Consider the following 17,481-nt stretch of genomic DNA (forward strand, 5'->3'; position numbering starts at 1 on the left):
ATCTCCGTCTGCGCCGCCGTTTACAGCTCATGCGGATTGCCGGATAGTTGCGCTTGAAAGCAACATTGCTCATTCCGCGCAGCGAAATGTTTGCGCGTAAAATGAGAATACAAAATTCATTCGAGCGAGGAACGCATGCAGTTCACCAATTGCAGACTGGAATTCGACGGCCCCGTTGCCACACTGGTGCTCGACCATCAGGAGGTGATGAATGCGGTCTCGACGGACATGCTCGCAGGGCTCAGTGAGGCTCTCGATGTTGTTCACGACAAGCGCGACGACATCCGCTGCCTTGTGCTGACCGGAGCGGGAAAAGCCTTCTGCACCGGCGCCAACCTGCAGGGCCGCAACAAGGAACAGAATCCGGTACGGCGCAATGCGGGAGCCACACTGGAAACCGCGTTTCATCCGTTCCTGCGCCGTCTGCGCGATCTGCATTGCCCACTCGTGACGTCCGTCAACGGGCCAGCCGCTGGTGCCGGCATGAGCTTTGCGCTGATGGGCGATATCATCCTGTGCGCGCGGTCATCCTACTTTCTGCAGGCGTTCCGGCGGATCGGCCTTGTCCCCGATTGCGGCTCAACATGGATTTTGCCGCGCCTGATCGGCAAGGCGCGCTCTGTTGAACTTTCCCTGCTCGGCGAACGGCTCCCGGCTGAAAAGGCGCTGGAGTGGGGCCTGATCAACCGCGTTGTCGACGATGCCGCGCTGGCTGAAGAGACCAAGAAGGTCGCACACGATCTTGCGAATGGCCCGACCGTGGCTCTGTCGTTGATCCGCAATCTCTACTGGGAAAGTCCGCACAATTCGTTCGAGGAACAGATCGATCTTGAGAAGCGCTCGCAGCAGATCGCCGGTCGCGCCGAAGACTTCAAGGAAGGCGTCAGCGCATTCCTGGAAAAGCGCCCGGCGAAGTTCACCGGCCGCTAATTTCAGTTACTCGCAGTTACAAGGAAGCCGCCCAACAGAATAGGGCGGCTTTTTCTTTTTAAGATGGTTGCAAAGACGCCCGGTTAGCTTGGGCATTCTCATTCCGCGCAAAAGGTCTGTCACAAAAATAATCTTGTGCAGTCACGCACCGGTCGTCTACGAGAAGAGCTTGTTTTTCACGCTTTTCGTACATTGATGAAATTCGCAAATCCGGTTTCCAGCCCCGATCTGGGTATTCGCGCGCGGCTGAATGACGTGCTCGGCAGTGCCGCACCCAGTATCCTCACCGTCTCCTTCGGGCTGTCCTATTCGGTGCTGATTTTCAGCGGACCGCTCGCTCCTTACCTGCCTTATGGAATCGCCGCGACGTTCATCTCCACGATGATCCTTGCTGCCGTTATCGCATTTGGAAGCTCTTTCCCATTCGCGATCGGCGCCCCGGAAAGCTCAACCGCCGCGGTCACCGGCATTCTCTCTGCATCGCTTGTCGAACATATCGTGGAAAGAGATCCTTCGGCGCCGTTGCTGGTGCCAGTGCTGCTGACCCTTTCCGCGGCGACGATCATCACAGGACTGGTCATTTGCGGATTAGGGCTCAGCCGGGCCGGACGCGCGATCCGCTATGTGCCTTACCCCGTTGTCGGCGGATTTCTCGGCGCCACGGCGTGCCTGATCATATCGGGTGGCGTGACCGTTATCACCGGGCATCGCCCGAGTATGGCGCTGCTGCACACGCTGGCTACTCCGGTGAAGCTGTATGAACTGCTCGCCGGCTGTACCTTGGCCGCAGTCATCTATCTGACCTGGCATCGGTCCCGTAATCCGCTGGCGCTGCCCGCTGTGCTCGCCTGCGGCGTGATCGTTGCGCACGTCGCGTTCTGGATCGCAGGCATTTCGATCAAAGATGCCCAGGCGCTGGGCTGGACATTCGATTCCCCGCCACGCGCGGATCTGATGATGCCGTGGACACTGGACAACATTCAGCATTATCCGCTGGACGCGCTGCCGGGCCTTTTCGGCAACCTCATCGCAGTCATCTTCGTCACCGCCATCAGCACCTTGTTCAACACGACCGGCATTGAAGTCGCAACGCACCAGGAAGCCAATCTCGAACGCGAGCTGAACACTGTCGGCATCGCCAACATCCTCTCAGGCGTATTCGGCGGCTATACAGGATGCATTTCGCTCAGCCGCTCTGTCCTGAGCTTCAATAACGGTGCGACAGGGCGGCTTGCCGGCTCGATGGTGTCGCTTGTGGCTATCCTTATGCTCATCGTGGATCCCGCGATGCTGAGCTACATGCCGAAATTCGTGCTTGGCGGCCTGTTGCTGTATCTCGGCACTGATCAGCTCAATCGCTGGATCGTTGAATCGCGGCGCCGGCTTTCGCTCATCGAGTACCTCTCCCTTGTTACGATCATTCTGATCATCATCAAGTGGGGTTTTATTGCCGGCGTCCTGATCGGGACAATCATCGGCTGCGCAACATTTGCGCTCAGTGCCTCGTCAGTCAGTTCGATCAAATATAGCTTCGATGGATCCGAGTATCGCAGCTCGCTGGATCGCTCACGTGAGGAGCTCGCGTTGCTGTCGAGCTATGGCCGGGAAATCCACGGACTCAACCTGCAAAGCTATCTGTTCTTCGGTTCAGCCAATCGGCTTTATCAGCACGTCAAGGCGCTGCTGCAGCGCCATTCAGAATGCCGCTATCTCATTCTCGATTTCAAACTGGTCACCGGCATCGATTCATCGGCTGCGTACAGCTTCGCGCAGATCAAGCGAACCGCTCTTGAACGCAATGTGAAGCTGATCCTGGTGCATTTGCCGCCTACAGCAGAAAAGGTCCTGCGATCAAGTCAGTTCATCTCCGGCGAGATCGACGTCCTTCCCGAGCTCGATCACGCGCTGGAATGGTGCGAGAACCAGATCATCAAGCAACACCGCGGTCTGGAAGAAGAAGAAGGCAACCTTCGCGACTGGCTGGCTCTGATTCTTGGTGATGAGAACGACGCAGATGAATTGATGCATCGCTGCCAACGCATTGAGGTCAGTACCGGAGAGGTAATCGCTCGTGCTGGCGACGCTGCCGATGCCATGCATTTCATTGTGGCCGGCCGTGTTGGGATTATGGTGTCATCTGGCGATGAACGGATCACGCGTGTCAGAAGTTTGGGACGCTACACCACCGTCGGGGAGATGGGGATTGTCGCGAGACAGCCGCGCAGTGCAACGATTCAAGCTGAGGTCGCAAGCGTCCTTTATGTCCTGCGGCAGGATACGTTCGAGGCCATCAAGCTGGACAATCCGCTGCTAAGCCAGAAGCTTCTGATTTATTTCATGTCTTTGATGGCTGAACGGCTCGCGTTCGCGAGCCGTATGATCGGCGTGCTGCGCCGATAGGCGCAATTTATCAAGTTTCAGCGCAAATTCGCGTCAGGCCACGTGGCTGTGATTCATGTAGGCCTCACGCCGGCCGATCATGCGTTCGGCTGCAGCCTTGGCATCCGCGCGCGTCGCCGTCGCGCAGGTCCGGTACTCGAGGTCCGGGAGCGCCACAGGATCGCGCCGGCCAAACCACGACGTAAAGGATTTCGGCCCCGTATGCAGTGACGACAGCGCGTGTGCGAGATTGTCAACAGCGTCAAACGCAAACAATGCGCCTGACGACGCGTGCCTGACTTCATAAATCCCCGGCCCGATCGGTGCTTCAAGCCGCTCCCCGCGCGTGGCTTTGGGATAACGTTTCCACTCACTCCAGGTCGCGATCATCTTAGTCCTTCCGCCGTGCGATGCGCGGCAAACATTGTTTTCTTCTGCTTTGCACTTGTTGAAAGACGTCGAGCCACAAGAGACCTTGAACCACCAACCGCATTCCAATTCACGGCGGTGAGAATGGTTCCCGCCGGCATGCTTCAACAGGCATATGGCGGCTCAGACCCGCGCATTCAAGGCGAAAGGAGTTAACGCAAACTTCCTCTCTCGCAGAAAAGCCGAAATCAACGCCCCCAAATCGCATTGCAGCGGCCTCGCCTCTCATTGTGGTTAATTTTCGGGACAGCGCTGACCAGCCGCAACTAACAGAAGGCAACATCGCACACCATGAATCTTCAGCTTGATGGAAGGACCGCGCTCGTCGGTGGCGCTTCGTCCGGGCTCGGCCTCGCGATCGCAGAAGCCCTGCGGCAGGAAGGCGCGAACGTCGTCGCCGTTGCGCGCGGCCGGGAAGCCCTCGAAACCGCAGCGGCTCGCATCGACGCCGTGCCGGTAGTGGCCGACTTGTCGTCGCCGGAAGGGACACATCGAGCTGTCGAAACGGCCGTGGAACGGTTCGGCGGACTGGATGTGCTCGTATGGAATACTGGCGGCCCCCGGCCGGGCGGCGCGCTGGACATCGACGAGCAGAGCGCAGAGGCGGCGGTCCAGTCCGACCTGCTTCCGCTGGTCCGGATCGTCAGACACGCCGTGCCGCATCTGCGGCGCGGAGATCTAGGCCGGATCATTGCTGTCACGGCGACCAGCGCACGTGAGCCGACCTCCCTCGTCGCGCTCTCAAGCTTGATCCGCCCCGGCCTGACCGGCTATCTGAAAACAATCGCGCATGAACTGGCGGCGGACGGCATAACCGTGAACTGTGTCGCGCCTGGTCGCATCGCAACGCCGCGAGTCCAGAAGATCTATCCCGACGGCGTGCCCGCTGCAGAGACCGCCGCCATCCCGATGCGCCGCTTCGGAACTCCGACGGAGTTCGCCGCCGTGGTCGCGTTTCTCGCGTCCCCCGTCGCGTCATATGTGACCGGGACAACCGTCACGGTTGACGGCGGAATGACCCGCTCGCTCTTCTGAACTCACTCGTCTGCCGCGAAGCGATGCGACGTGTGCCGCGACAGCTCGGCGCCGCTCCCCGCGCGTCGCTTTGGGAGAGCGTTTCCACTCACTCCAGGTTGCGATCATCTCAGTCCTTCCGCTGTGCGATGCGCGGCAACATTTGCTTTCTTCTACTTTGCACTTGTTGAAAGACGTCGAGCCACAAGAGACCTTGAACCACGAACCGCATCCCATCGCCGCGACCTAACGTCTTCTTGTTTTGTCGTGGATAATTTTCGGGGCCAAACTTGAGCTGCGATTAAAGCCCCCAGAGAGAAATGTCATGAAAAGTTCGGCACGGATCGATGAAGCATTGCTGCAGGCCAGCGATGCCAAGGAAATTCCCGGCGTTGTGGCAATTGCCGGAAATAGCACAGACGTTCTCTATCAAGGTGCATTCGGCAAGCGCGATCTATCGCAAGATCTACCGATGACACTCGACAGCGTGTTCTGGATCGCCTCCATGACCAAAGCGATCACAACCGCAGCTGCAATGCAGTTGGTTGAGCAAGGCAAGCTCTCGCTCGACGAGCCAATCGGGAAATTGCTGCCCGATCTCGCCAATCCCCAAGTGCTTGAAGGCTTCGATACCAGCGGCGAACCGCGATTGCGGCCAGCCAAAGGGGCCATCACGCTACGTCACCTCATGACCCACACGGCTGGGTTCTGCTACGAGTTTTGGAACGCCAATATAGTGCAATACCTGCAGAAAACCGGCATCCCGAGCATCAACACCTGCAAGGAAGCCGCGCTCAGGACACCGATCATGTCCGATCCCGGAATGCGCTGGGAATACGGCAGCAACATCGATCTTGTCGGCAAAGCGGTGCAAACTGTTAGCGGCAAGAGGCTCGATGTCTATCTGCACGACCACATATTCGACCCTCTCGGCATGACCGATACCGCCTTTAAAATCGGGCCGGCTCAGCGGCAACGGCTCGTTGCCATGCATGCACGGGCGCCTGACGGCTCGCTACAGCCCGTCCCATTCGAAGTCGAACAGGAGCCGGAATTTCACATGGGCGGCATTGGACTTTACGGCACCGCCCGCGACTATCTTTCGTTCGCGCAGATGATCCTGAACAAAGGGCGCGCCAATGGCCATCAGGTCTTAAAGCCGGAAACTATTGAGCTGATGAGCCAAAATCAGATGGGCGAACTCAATATGACCAGGATGACGTCCACGATCCCTGCGGTGAGCAACGACGTCGATTTCTACCCGGACATGGCCAAAAAATGGGGCCTCAGCTTCATGATCAATACGGCTGCAACGCCGGAAGGGCGCAGTGCCGGTAGCCTGGCGTGGGCGGGGCTGGCCAACACTTACTACTGGATCGATCCCGCTCGCGATGTCACGGGAATCATCCTGATGCAGGCTTTTCCTTTCGCAGATCCAAAATGTCTTGCTGCGTTCTCGGCATTCGAGCGTGGCGTGTATGCCGGTCTCGATACCGCGAAGCCTACGGCTTAGCGCCTGCGACCACTGACCAATCGATCAACGTGATGCCCGATTTGATCGGGCATCACCACAAAGTCTCAGACCGGCAATCCGTTGGCCTGGGCCAGCGCTTTCAACGACGTCTGCGGCCGCGCGCCAATATGCTGGATCACTTCCGCAGCGGCCAGTGCGCCCAGACGGCCGGAATCTTCGTGGCTGAAGCCACGCACCAGACCGAACAGGAAGCCTGCCGCGAACAGATCACCCGCTCCCGTTGTATCTACCACCTGTTTCACGGGAGATGCCGGCACTGCGGTCGCCTTGTCACCGCTGATAACCACACACCCTTTTTCACTGCGGGTCACGACAGCGAGACCAGCATCACTGCGCAATTGTGTCAGCGCCCCGTTGAAATCATTCGTCTGATAGAGCGACAGCAGCTCGGCCTCATTGGCAAACACAAGATCGACGGTCTTTGTCTTGATCAGATCGAGAAACTCGTCGCGATAGCGGCCGACACAAAACGCGTCAGACAATGTCAGCGCGACGGTGCGCTTGTTCTCGTGCGCTATTTTTGACGCCTTCAGAAAGGCCTCTTTTGCGTTCTTTGGATCCCACAGGTAGCCTTCCAGATAGACGATCGAAGACGCCGCGATCTGCGCTGGATCGATGTCCGCAGGCGACAGATCCTGTGCCGCGCCGAGATAGGTGTTCATGGTTCGCTCGCCATCCGGCGTGACGAGGATGTAGCAACGCGCCGTGGCAACGCCGGCCGAAGCCGGGCGGGTCTCGAACGCAACCTTGGTGGCCCGGATATCGTGGCTAAACACGTTGCCCAACTGATCGTCGCGCACCTTGCCCACGAAGGCAGCCCGCGCACCGAAGTCCGCGACACCGGCGATGGTATTCGCGGCCGATCCGCCCGAGATTTCCGTGGCCGGCCCCATGGCCTGGTAAATCGCGGCAGCCCGCGATTCGTCGATCAGCGCCATCGCCCCCTTGGACATGCCATGTTCTGCAAGAAAGCCATCTTCGGTTTTCGCCAGAATATCGACGATAGCGTTGCCGATCCCGAGAACATCGTATGTTGTTGCGGTCATTAATTATATTCCTGCTGGGCAGAGGGCGGAACCAACAAAAGCTGGTATTTCATGCAGTCATGAAGATCTGGCGACCTATCACGACAATGCGTCCGCCAGCAAGCGCACGGCATCGAACGGCTCTCGAAACGCTCCAAAGAATACCCGCATGCTTCGTCATATTTTGACCGTATCAACCGGAACGCTGTCCTCGCGGATGCTGGGGTTCTTGCGGGATTCCCTGATCGCAGCGCTGCTCGGGGCTGGCGCGGTCGCGGACGCGTTTCTGGTCGCGTTTCAGTTCATCAACGTGACACGGCGCTCGTTCACGGAAGGAGCGCTGAACGCGGCGCTGGTGCCGACCTATCTGCGCGTGCGCGAAACCGAAGGCAAAGTGGCCGCCGCCGCCTTCGCCGGGCGAGCACTCGGCTGCGTTAGCCTGATCCTGATCTGTATCGCGGTTGCCCTGACACTCTTAATGCCCCTCGTCATCTCGCTCCTGGCCCCCGGTTTCGTGGGCGGGGAGTCGCTGCAACTTGCGATCAACAATGCGCGATTGATGATGCCCTACCTCGCGTTTGTCGGGCCTTCGATCGTCATGATCGGCGTGCTGAACGCCGAGCATCGCTATCTGCTCACGGCATTCTCGCCGGTGTTGTTCAATCTCACATTGATCGTGGTGCTTGTGGTGCTGCTGGTCTGGCGGCACGATCCGCTGTTTTCAGCAACCATCATTGCAGGCGCTGTCGGCGTTGCCGGATGTCTGCAAATGCTCATTCTCGTGCAGCGCAGGCCCTGGCGTGAGGGCGTTGCGACGCCCTTGCGGATTTCATTCGATCCGCAGATCCGCGGCTTCCTTCGCAAGGGAATCCCCGGGATGATCGCCAATGCCAGCCCGCAATTTCTTATTGTCAGCGGCGCCATTATTGCGTCGTCATCACCTGCAGCGGTCTCATGGCTTTATTTCGCCAATCGTCTCATTGAACTGCCTCTCGGCATGGTTGGCGTGGCGATGGGAACCGTGCTCGTCCCCGAATTGGCTCGCTCTATTCAAAGTGGCGACCACGAGGCGTTGATGCGCGCGGAGTCTCGCGCACTCGAGCTCGCAGTCGGTCTCGTGCTGCCGGCAACGCTTGGACTGATCCTGCTCAGCCAGCCGATTATCCGCGTGCTGTTCCAGCATGGCGCGTTCACCGCCACAGATACAGCCGCCACCGCGCAAGCACTGTCAGTCCTTGCGCTTGGCCTGCCTGCACACGTTCTGGTGAAAGTGCTGTCCCCTGCATTCTTCGCCCGGGAAGATACCAAGACACCGCTCATCGCGACGATCGCTGGAATGGTGGTCGCCGTGCTAAGCGGACTGACCTTCGGCCATGCTTTTGGCGTCACCGGTGTCGCCGGTAGCATTTCACTCGGCGCCTGGTTCTGCGCGGCGGTGCTGGCATGGCGCGGTGCCACGACATTCGGGTTTTCCATCGATGCGGTGGCTTGGCGGCGCCTGCCGCGTATCGCGGCATGCGCTGCTGCCATGGGAGCGATGCTCTACATCGCAGAATCCTTCGTCGCCTCGGTTGAGGCCAATGCCGGCTTCGCCGCCAACCTCACCATCCTTGGTGGCCTGGTAGCTGCCGGCGTTTCGTTCTATGGCCTGCTGCTCGACCTGTTCCGGATCGTCAGCTGGGGCGAGGCGATCGAGAGTTTGCGTGAAGGCGGCTTGCGCGAGTAAGCCTCGCCCGGCTATTGACGGGGCGCAGTGCGTGCTTGACGGACAGGAATGGCGGTAATGGCAGCGAAAGAACTGGTTTTTTCAGGCGTTCAACCGACGGGCAATCTGCACCTCGGCAATTATCTCGGCGCCATCGTCAATTTTGTCAAATTGCAGGACACTCACAATTGCATCTACTGTGTCGTCGATATGCACGCGATCACCGTGTGGCAGGATCCTACTGAACTGACGCGCAATATTCGTGAGGTCACTGCGGCCTTCATCGCCAGCGGCATCGATCCGAAAAAACACATTGTGTTCAATCAAAGCCAGGTGTCGGGTCACGCCGAACTTGCCTGGGTCTTCAATTGCGTTGCGCGCCTCGGCTGGCTCAACCGCATGACCCAGTTCAAGGAGAAGGCCGGCAAGGACCGCGAGAATGCGTCGGTTGGACTGTATGCCTATCCAAATCTGATGGCCGCGGACATTCTGGTCTATCGTGCAACCCATGTTCCGGTCGGCGAAGACCAGAAGCAGCATCTCGAACTGGCGCGCGACATCGCGCAGAAATTCAACAATGACTTCGCCGATTCAATCCGCGCGCATAATTTCGATGAGAAATTCTTTCCGCAACCGGAGCCGCTAATTACGGGCCCGGCGACCCGCGTGATGTCATTGCGCGACGGTTCGAAGAAAATGTCGAAATCCGACCCGTCGGATTATTCGCGGATCAATCTGTCCGATGATGCCGACGCCATCGCGCAAAAGGTCCGCAAGGCCAAGACCGATCCAGAGCCTTTGCCGAGCGAGGAAGAAGGCCTGAAGAGCAGGCCGGAAGCAGATAATCTCGTCGGCATCTACGCCGCACTGTCCGGCAAGCCGAAGGCAGACGTGCTGCGCGAATTCGGCGGCGGTCAGTTTTCCGGCTTCAAATCGACGCTGGTCGATCTGGCCGTCGAAAAACTCGGCCCGATCGGCGCAGAAATGAAGAAGCTGTCACAAGATGCAGCCTATGTGGATTCAGTCCTGATCGATGGTGCAGATCGCGCACGCGTCATCGCGGAAGAGACCATGAATGCCGTGAAGGATGTCGTCGGCTTCATCCGCAAGCGCTGAAACACTCCGGATATCCAGCCGCTTTAGCCGCTCGCAGATCGCTCTGCGGGCGCGAATCACCGGCACGTCAAGTTCCTTCTCGCCTTGTCGGCGTGACCCGGCGCGTGGCAGCATGACCTAGTGTCCCGATTCCGAATAACCGTACGAGCGCGCCGCAAATTGGTCGGTTATTCGGAGGCGGGACACTAGTCGGTTCATCATTCGGGACATGCATGAGCAGCCAACGACGAAGCTACGAACAAGACCACAAGCCGAAATGTTTGGTCATCGTTGACGACAGCGCCGAAGGCGACCGCGCCGTCTACTATGCCAGCCGCTGGGCTGTGCGAGTCGGCGGTGGCGTGGTGATGCTGAGGGTCATCGACACCGAGGATCGCAACCAACAATGGCTCGGCGTTGCCGACATCATGCGTGCGGAAGCGGAGGAAACAGCGAATGCTGCCCTCGATCGCGCCTCGGGACGCGCCAACGGCATCGCCGCCATCACACCGGAACGCGTGATCCGGGAGGGCGATCCCGCCGAGCAGATCCTCGACGTCATCGACAAGGACGTCGACATCGCCATGCTGGTCCTCGCGGCCAGTGCCGGCGCCGAGGGACCCGGCCCAATCATCACCATGCTGGCGAAAACGGCTGGGAACTTCCCGGTTCCCATCGCGATCGTCCCCGGCAATTTGAGCGACAGCGACCTCGACGCCCTGTCCTGAACCGAGATAACGCAGCCCCGCAGACAGCCCTGCTCCGCACCTCTTGATCGTGCTTTTTCAGGCGCCATCTGCTAGAGGAACCGTTCACCCATCCCGTTCGCGCCGGCCTTGAACCGGTGATGTGTCGGAGAATCAAATGTTTATCCAGACTGAAGCAACACCCAATCCCGCCACCCTGAAGTTCATTCCAGGGCGGACCGTGCTCGACAGCGGCACCATGGAATTCACCAGCCAGGAGGCGGCCGCCCGCTCCCCGCTCGCGGAACGGCTGTTCAGCATCCCCGGCGTGACCGGCGTGTTTTACGGCTCCGATTTCGTGACCGTGACCAAGGACGACAGCGACTGGCAGCACCTCAAGCCGGCGATCCTCGGCGTCATCATGGAATATTACATGTCCGGCGCGCCACTGCTGGCGGATGGCGACAAGCCCGAGGAAGCCCACGCAGACGAGTTCTTTGACGAGGCGGACACCGAGACCGTCGACACCATCAAGGATCTGCTCGAGACCCGCATTCGCCCCGCTGTCGCAGGCGACGGCGGCGACATTACGTTCCGCGGCTTCAAAGACGGCATCGTATATCTCGATATGAAGGGCTCATGCGCCGGTTGTCCGTCGTCCACCGCAACTCTCAAGCACGGAATCCAGAACCTGCTGAAGCACTTCATTCCCGACGTGGTTGAAGTCCGGCCGATGTAACCGCAAAGTTGGACTTACCATCTGTTGAGACATCACGGCCGGGCACGTCCCGGCCGTTTTTATTCGGCGATTTTCGGGTCATTTCAAATCAAGCGAAAAGATTTTCAATTCCAGCAGTGCTAGAACGGGTTCCATGTTTATTCTCGCCATAGACACTGCGCTCGACTATTGCGCCGCCGCTGTTCTGGACACGAACACCCAGACCTTGATCGCGCAGGAAACGCAGGCGATGAAACGCGGCCACGCCGAAGCGCTGATGCCCCTGATTGCGCGCGTGATGACGGATTCCGGCATCGCCTATCTCGATCTCGACCGTATCGCTGTCACCACCGGCCCTGGCAGCTTTACTGGCTTGCGCGTCGGGCTCTCAGCCGCACGCGGCATTGGACTTGCCGCCGGCAAGCCCGTCGTGGGGCTGACGACGCTGTCCGCCTATGTCGCGCCGTTGGTCGCGGAAGCGCAGGAACAACCGATCATTTCAGCGATCGATGCGCGCCACGACCATGTTTATTTTCAGGTTGTTGCCGGCAATGGCGCCACGCTGATGAAGCCCGCCGTCGCGCCGATCGAAGCGACGTTTGCAGCGGCGCGGTTTGGTGCACTCCGCATGGTTGGCAACGCTGCACAATTGCTTGCCGACCGCTGGCCACACAATCAGTTGGCGCCATCATCGGTCGATAACCAGCCAGGTCCGGACATTACGTGGGTTGCGTGGCTCGGCGCAGCCGTTGAGCCGGATGAATCACCTGCGAAGCCGTTTTACCTGCGTCCGCCCGATGCGAAGCCGAAGGCAAGCTCGTCGCAAGCGCAGAGTGGGCCGCAAATCTGACGATGTCGCATCTCACTAACGTTCTCTCGCGGATTCTTCCGCGGTTGTTTAAAGCTCCCGCTCCTGTCGTCGAGGTTGCAAACCTCCGCGATGCGCCGCGACTATCGCAGCTGCACCACGCATCGTTTCACCGTGGTTGGGGTGCCGACGAATTTGAGCAGATCCTGATCGAGCGTAATACCCTCGCGCACCGGCTGCGGCTAGGACGCACGATCATCGGCTTCATCGTGTCGCGGACCGCTGCGGACGAGGCTGAGATCCTTTCCGTTGCCATTGCGTCGAATCAACGCGGGCACGGCTATTCCCGCGATTTATTGCGAACGCATCTCGGGCATCTGACAGGGCACGGCCTGAAAAAGGTATTTCTTGAAGTTGAAGAAAATAACCGCCCCGCACGCGCCCTCTATGAACGGGCCGGATTTCGCGTCGTCGGTCGGCGCGAGCGCTATTACAGGGATGCCAGCGGGGAACAATTGAATGCCGTGGTGATGCAACGAGACTTGTCGTAGACTCAGGCTGATGGCAAAACAGTCTCCATCCACCCGGAACTGAAATATGACGGCCCTGAAATCCATGCCTTCCGGCAACTATACGGACATCGAGAAACGCTGCGCTGCGGCGGGGATGCGTATGACCGAGCAGCGGCGTGTCATTGCACGTGTGCTGGCCGAATCGCTGGATCATCCCGACGTTGAGGAGCTTTATGCCCGCGCAGTTGCGATTGACGACAAGATCTCGATCTCGACCGTGTATCGCACCGTTAAACTGTTCGAGGATGCCGGCATCATCGAGCGGCACGACTTCCGCGAAGGCCGTGCGCGCTATGAGCAGGTGCCCGACAATCACCACGACCATCTCATCAACCTGCGTGACGGCAAGGTGATCGAATTCACCTCCGAGGAAATCGAGAAGCTGCAGGCAGAGATCGCTCGTAAACTGGGTTTCAAGCTGGTCGATCATCGGCTGGAGCTCTATTGCGTGCCACTGGACGACGACAAAACTTGAGTCAGTCCAGCTCCCCCTACGACCTGATCATTTTCGATTGCGATGGTGTTCTCGTCGACAGCGAAGTCATTTCGTGCCGCGTGCACGCGGAAGTGCTGACGCGCCACGGTTACCCGATCACCGCGGAGCAGGTCCGCGAGCGCTTCCTTGGCCGCTCCGCTCGCGACAGCAACCTCGACGTCGAACGAGAACTCGGCCACTCGCTGCCGGAGGCTTATGATTCCGAGCGACGCGAACTTCTGTTGCAGGCGCTTGCCGAAGCAGCCGAGGCCATTCCGCATATCCATGGCGCCATCGATGCGATCAATGTGCGGATGTGCGTGGCCTCCAGCGGCGCCCATGAAAAAATCTTCACCACGCTGTCGCGCGCCGGTCTTTATACGCGCTTCGCGCCCCACATCTTCTCGGCATCGCAGGTCAAACAGAGCAAGCCCGCGCCGGATCTATTCCTGTTTGCGGCCGATCAAATGAACGTCGAACCGGCGCGATGTTTCGTGGTCGAGGACAGCGTTTCAGGCGTAACAGCCGCACGTGCGGCCGGAATGACCGTTATCGGCTTCACCGGCGGCAGCCACTGCCGGGCGGGCGACGAGGCCAATTTACGGACGGCCGGAGCGACGGTCGTTATCGACGATATGCGGGCATTGCCTGGCCTGCTCGCACAACCGGCCACGCTGAACGTGCCGGTAGTCGCCTCGATTTGAAACGCCCCAAAACGGGCTAATAGCTGGATTCCGGCGGCTTTTACCTATATTTGAGGCGGCAACAGGCTGGTGTCCCGATTCCGAAGCTCGCATCATTCCGCTGCTCGTTCGTCCGCGAGCTTCGGAATCGAAGGACACCAGCAAGTTATTGTTCCAGTGTGGCTTTGGTTCAGAAGTCCGCATTCCGGACTCGCCGCACAAAAGATGCGGGCTTCTGAACCGCCGCACTGGCTGAGGCCGCTATCACAAGGTTTCGATGAACACGCCGCGAAAGCTGCACATCAAGTCATACGGCTGTCAGATGAATGTCTACGATGCACAACGCATGGTGGACACGTTGGCGCCTGAAGGATTCGTGGAAACATCGAGCGTCGACGACGCCGATCTCGTCATCCTGAATACCTGCCACATCCGCGAGAAGGCTTCGGAGAAGGTCTACTCGGAGCTCGGACGGCTGCGTACCGCCAAGGATGAAGCCGCGCGCCAAGGCCGCGAGATGCGGATCGCAGTTGCCGGCTGCGTCGCGCAGGCCGAAGGTAGCGAGATCATCAGCCGCGCTCCGGTTGTCGACGTTGTTGTCGGTCCGCAGAGCTATCATCACTTGCCGCAGCTTCTGGCAAAGGCAAAAGCTGAAGGCCGCGCCATCGAAACCGAATTTCCGGTCGAGGATAAATTCACGGCACTGCCCGATCCCAAGCCCGCGGTGATTCGCTCCCGCGGGATTTCGTCCTTCGTCACAGTGCAGGAAGGTTGCGACAAATTCTGCACTTTCTGCGTGGTGCCCTACACCCGCGGCATGGAAGTTTCGCGCCCTGTCGCGCGCATCATTGAGGACGTGCAACGGCTCGCCGACAATGGTGTGCGCGAGATCACGCTGATCGGCCAGAACGTCAACGCGTTTCACGGTGATGGCGAAGACGGCACGGCCTGGTCTCTCGGCCGCTTGCTCCATTACCTTGCTGCAATCCCCGGCATTGCCCGGCTGCGCTATTCAACCAGTCATCCCCGCGACGTTGATGATGCGTTGATCGAGGCTCACCGCGATATTCCTGCCGTGATGCCGTTCGTTCATTTGCCGGTTCAATCGGGTTCCGATCGGATCCTCGAAGCCATGAACCGCAAGCATACCGCGAATGATTATCGCCGCACCATCGACCGGTTCCGGAAGGTGCGCGAAGACATTGCATTTTCGTCGGATTTTATCGTCGGTTTCCCCGGCGAAACGGAAGAAGACTTTTCGGCCACACTCGCGTTGGTCACACAAATCAGCTACGCTGGCGCATATTCTTTCAAATATTCGCCCCGGCCCGGAACGCCGGCGGCGGACATGCAGGAGATGGTCACGACAAGCGTTATGGACGAGCGATTGGCGCGACTCCAGGCATTGATCGACAGCCAGCAGGCTGCGTTTAACGCAGCTTCGATCGGCGAGACGGTTGACGTGCTGTTTGAGCGCGCGGCCCGTAATCCGGGGCAGATAGTCGGCCGCACCGCTTATTTGCAACCTGCGCACGTCATGGCTTCACCAGACATCATCGGCAAGGTTTTGCCCGTCTCTATCGAAAGCCTGGAGCGCTACAGCCTGATCGGCGCGCTCGCGACCTCTTCTCCCACGCCCTCGCTGCAAGCTGTCCCGTCCGCCATGACCACCGGAGCCTGAACCCTTGCCAAAAAGCGCATCGGATTCGCCGACCCTCGCCCCTGGCCGCAAGCACGACCGAGACATTCAACCCACGCACGAAACCCAGATCGTCGTTGCTTTCGACGACAACACCGCCGCCTCCGCGCTGGTCGGCCCGTACGGGCAAAATCTCGCGCTGATCGAACGCCGCCTGGGCGTTGTGGCCGACTCACGCGGCAACCACATTACGATCGCTGGGACGCGCGATGCGTGCGACGGCGCGCGGCGCGTCCTGGAGATGCTTTACGAGCAGGCCACGCGCAATCACGATGTTGCACAGGGCGACGTGGAAGGCGCAATCCGCGCCGTCATCGCACAAGGATCGTTGTTTGAGTTCGACAAGGGCTTCGAAGCAAAGCCTGACGAACCAAAGGCTGCGAAGCCTCAATTCGAAGAACTCAATTTGCGCAAGCGGCCGGTGCGCGCCCGGACAGCAGCGCAGGATTCTTACATTCGCGCGCTGAAGCGCCACGAATTGGTGTTCGGCATCGGCCCCGCAGGCACCGGCAAGACGTGGCTCGCCGTGGCGCGGGCGTGTCAGTTGTTCGAACGCAAGGAAGTTGACCGGATTATCCTGTCGCGTCCGGCCGTCGAAGCCGGCGAACGGCTCGGCTTCCTGCCGGGCGACATGCGCGAAAAGGTCGATCCTTATCTGCGGCCGATCTACGATGCACTGTATGATCTGATGGATGCGCGCATCGTCGAGCGCGGCCTGCAAAGTGGCGAGATCGAGATCGCGCCGCTGGCGTTCATGCGCGGCCGCACGCTGACAAATGCCGCGATCATCCTGGACGAAGCGCAAAACACCACATCGATGCAGATGAAGATGTTTTTGACGCGTCTCGGCGAGAACAGTCGCATGATTATCACGGGAGACCCAAGTCAGGTCGACCTTCCCAATGGTCAACCGTCGGGTCTCGCGGAAGCCGCGGCGCTGCTTGCCGGGGTCGAAGGCATCGCGCAGGTGCAATTCACCGCCCAGGACGTCATTCGCCACGAGTTGGTGGCGCGGATTGTTGCTGCCTACGAGGGCGCACCGAAGCCGGCCGTCCCTGGCAAGCCTTGATGCATGATGCACCGATGCTTATGACATAGCCCGTGTGGACCGTAGAAACCCATTATCCATGACCTCCGACGGATATCCCGCGACTGAAGTTCTCATCACCGCCGACTGCTGGCAGCGTGAGGCGGACGCGGAAACAACCATTCATCGCGCCATTGAGGCGGCTTCCGTCATGGTCGAAGCAGACACTGCGGATGCTGAACTGGCGATCATGCTGACAGACGATGCGGGCATCCGCACGCTGAACAAGAACTGGCGCAACATCGATAAGCCGACCAACGTGTTGTCGTTTCCAGCCCTGCAGCCGTCCGGATCATCGCTCGAAGATGATGCGCCGCGAATGCTCGGCGACATCGCCATCGCATACGAGACGACCCGCGCTGAGGCCGACGCCGAACACAAGCCGTTCGACCATCATCTCAGCCATCTTGCCATACATGGCTTTCTGCATCTCATCGGCTACGACCACGAAAATGACGACGACGCCGAGGTCATGGAAGACCTTGAGCGGACTATCCTCGCGCAGCTCGGCATTCCCGATCCTTATGCGCACGACGATCAGGTGAAATAGGTGCCCGACCCGGACAGTAGTAAAACCGAAACGCAACGGCCCAGCAGTAATTTGCCGGTGCCTGTGCACCACGGTGAAGTCTTACGGCCATC

Annotated in this window: 17 protein-coding genes; 15 read left to right on the plus strand and 2 right to left on the minus strand. The window is 59.4% G+C overall.

What is annotated here, in order from left to right:
• Positions 1 to 135 precede the first annotated feature (135 nt).
• Positions 136 to 930 (plus strand): enoyl-CoA hydratase/isomerase, encoded by a 795-nt coding sequence (locus ACZ5C3_RS00100; RefSeq protein ID WP_464034344.1) that lies wholly within the window; start codon positions 136 to 138, stop codon positions 928 to 930.
• A 195-nt stretch (positions 931 to 1,125) separates the two neighbouring features.
• Positions 1,126 to 3,330 (plus strand): SLC26A/SulP transporter family protein, encoded by a 2,205-nt coding sequence (locus tag ACZ5C3_RS00105; protein WP_464034346.1) that lies wholly within the window; start codon positions 1,126 to 1,128, stop codon positions 3,328 to 3,330.
• Between the two features lie 33 nt (positions 3,331 to 3,363).
• Here ACZ5C3_RS00105 and ACZ5C3_RS00110 read toward each other — a convergent pair whose 3' ends face one another.
• On the minus strand, positions 3,364 to 3,699 hold the full coding sequence (locus ACZ5C3_RS00110; RefSeq protein ID WP_464034348.1) for a hypothetical protein: 336 nt from the start codon (positions 3,697 to 3,699) through the stop codon (positions 3,364 to 3,366).
• A gap of 330 nt (positions 3,700 to 4,029) precedes the next feature.
• Between ACZ5C3_RS00110 and ACZ5C3_RS00115 the strand changes: the two genes are divergently transcribed.
• Both ACZ5C3_RS00115 and ACZ5C3_RS00120 read left to right on the plus strand, forming a co-directional pair.
• A complete protein-coding gene (locus tag ACZ5C3_RS00115) occupies positions 4,030 to 4,773 on the plus strand; it encodes an SDR family oxidoreductase (protein WP_464034350.1) in 744 nt (247 codons plus the stop codon).
• Positions 4,774 to 5,077: 304 nt separating this feature from the next.
• Entirely contained in the window at positions 5,078 to 6,265 is a 1,188-nt protein-coding gene (locus tag ACZ5C3_RS00120) for a serine hydrolase domain-containing protein (RefSeq protein WP_464034351.1), read from the plus strand.
• Positions 6,266 to 6,330: 65 nt separating this feature from the next.
• Here ACZ5C3_RS00120 and ACZ5C3_RS00125 read toward each other — a convergent pair whose 3' ends face one another.
• Positions 6,331 to 7,332, minus strand: coding sequence for an adenosine kinase (locus ACZ5C3_RS00125; RefSeq protein ID WP_464034352.1), 1,002 nt, complete (start codon positions 7,330 to 7,332; stop codon positions 6,331 to 6,333).
• A 148-nt stretch (positions 7,333 to 7,480) separates the two neighbouring features.
• Here ACZ5C3_RS00125 and murJ point away from each other — a divergent pair, with 148 nt between their 5' ends.
• The 11 genes from murJ to ybeY all read left to right on the plus strand — a co-directional run bounded on the left by murJ (position 7,481) and on the right by ybeY (position 17,389).
• A complete protein-coding gene (murJ, locus tag ACZ5C3_RS00130) occupies positions 7,481 to 9,037 on the plus strand; it encodes a murein biosynthesis integral membrane protein MurJ (protein ID WP_464034354.1) in 1,557 nt (518 codons plus the stop codon).
• Positions 9,038 to 9,094: 57 nt separating this feature from the next.
• On the plus strand, positions 9,095 to 10,132 hold the full coding sequence (trpS, locus tag ACZ5C3_RS00135) for a tryptophan--tRNA ligase (protein WP_464034356.1): 1,038 nt from the start codon (positions 9,095 to 9,097) through the stop codon (positions 10,130 to 10,132).
• Positions 10,133 to 10,344: 212 nt separating this feature from the next.
• Positions 10,345 to 10,839: a universal stress protein gene (locus ACZ5C3_RS00140; RefSeq protein WP_464034358.1), complete on the plus strand. Its 495-nt coding sequence runs from the start codon at positions 10,345 to 10,347 to the stop codon at positions 10,837 to 10,839.
• A 136-nt stretch (positions 10,840 to 10,975) separates the two neighbouring features.
• Positions 10,976 to 11,536, plus strand: coding sequence for a NifU family protein (locus tag ACZ5C3_RS00145; RefSeq protein WP_464034360.1), 561 nt, complete (start codon positions 10,976 to 10,978; stop codon positions 11,534 to 11,536).
• A 133-nt stretch (positions 11,537 to 11,669) separates the two neighbouring features.
• Positions 11,670 to 12,365, plus strand: a complete 696-nt coding sequence (tsaB, locus tag ACZ5C3_RS00150) for a tRNA (adenosine(37)-N6)-threonylcarbamoyltransferase complex dimerization subunit type 1 TsaB (protein WP_464044408.1) — start codon at positions 11,670 to 11,672, stop codon at positions 12,363 to 12,365.
• A gap of 2 nt (positions 12,366 to 12,367) precedes the next feature.
• Positions 12,368 to 12,874 carry a ribosomal protein S18-alanine N-acetyltransferase gene (rimI, locus tag ACZ5C3_RS00155; RefSeq protein WP_464044409.1) on the plus strand — a complete coding sequence of 169 codons (507 nt, stop codon included), beginning with the start codon at positions 12,368 to 12,370 and terminating at the stop codon, positions 12,872 to 12,874.
• Positions 12,875 to 12,920: 46 nt separating this feature from the next.
• The gene (locus ACZ5C3_RS00160; protein ID WP_464034363.1) at positions 12,921 to 13,370 is read left to right on the plus strand and encodes a Fur family transcriptional regulator; all 450 of its coding nucleotides are present in this window, start codon (positions 12,921 to 12,923) and stop codon (positions 13,368 to 13,370) included.
• The gene (locus ACZ5C3_RS00165; protein ID WP_464034365.1) at positions 13,367 to 14,074 is read left to right on the plus strand and encodes an HAD family hydrolase; all 708 of its coding nucleotides are present in this window, start codon (positions 13,367 to 13,369) and stop codon (positions 14,072 to 14,074) included. The genes ACZ5C3_RS00160 and ACZ5C3_RS00165 overlap by 4 nt, the downstream gene beginning before the upstream one ends.
• 256 nt (positions 14,075 to 14,330) lie before the next feature.
• Positions 14,331 to 15,734 carry a tRNA (N6-isopentenyl adenosine(37)-C2)-methylthiotransferase MiaB gene (miaB, locus tag ACZ5C3_RS00170; RefSeq protein WP_464034367.1) on the plus strand — a complete coding sequence of 468 codons (1,404 nt, stop codon included), beginning with the start codon at positions 14,331 to 14,333 and terminating at the stop codon, positions 15,732 to 15,734.
• A 4-nt stretch (positions 15,735 to 15,738) separates the two neighbouring features.
• Positions 15,739 to 16,821, plus strand: a complete 1,083-nt coding sequence (locus tag ACZ5C3_RS00175) for a PhoH family protein (RefSeq protein ID WP_464044410.1) — start codon at positions 15,739 to 15,741, stop codon at positions 16,819 to 16,821.
• 58 nt (positions 16,822 to 16,879) lie between these two features.
• Positions 16,880 to 17,389, plus strand: coding sequence for an rRNA maturation RNase YbeY (ybeY, locus tag ACZ5C3_RS00180; RefSeq protein WP_464034369.1), 510 nt, complete (start codon positions 16,880 to 16,882; stop codon positions 17,387 to 17,389).
• Positions 17,390 to 17,481 lie beyond the last annotated feature (92 nt).

The sequence above is a fragment of the Afipia dichlorophenoxyacetatis genome, assembly GCF_055386385.1.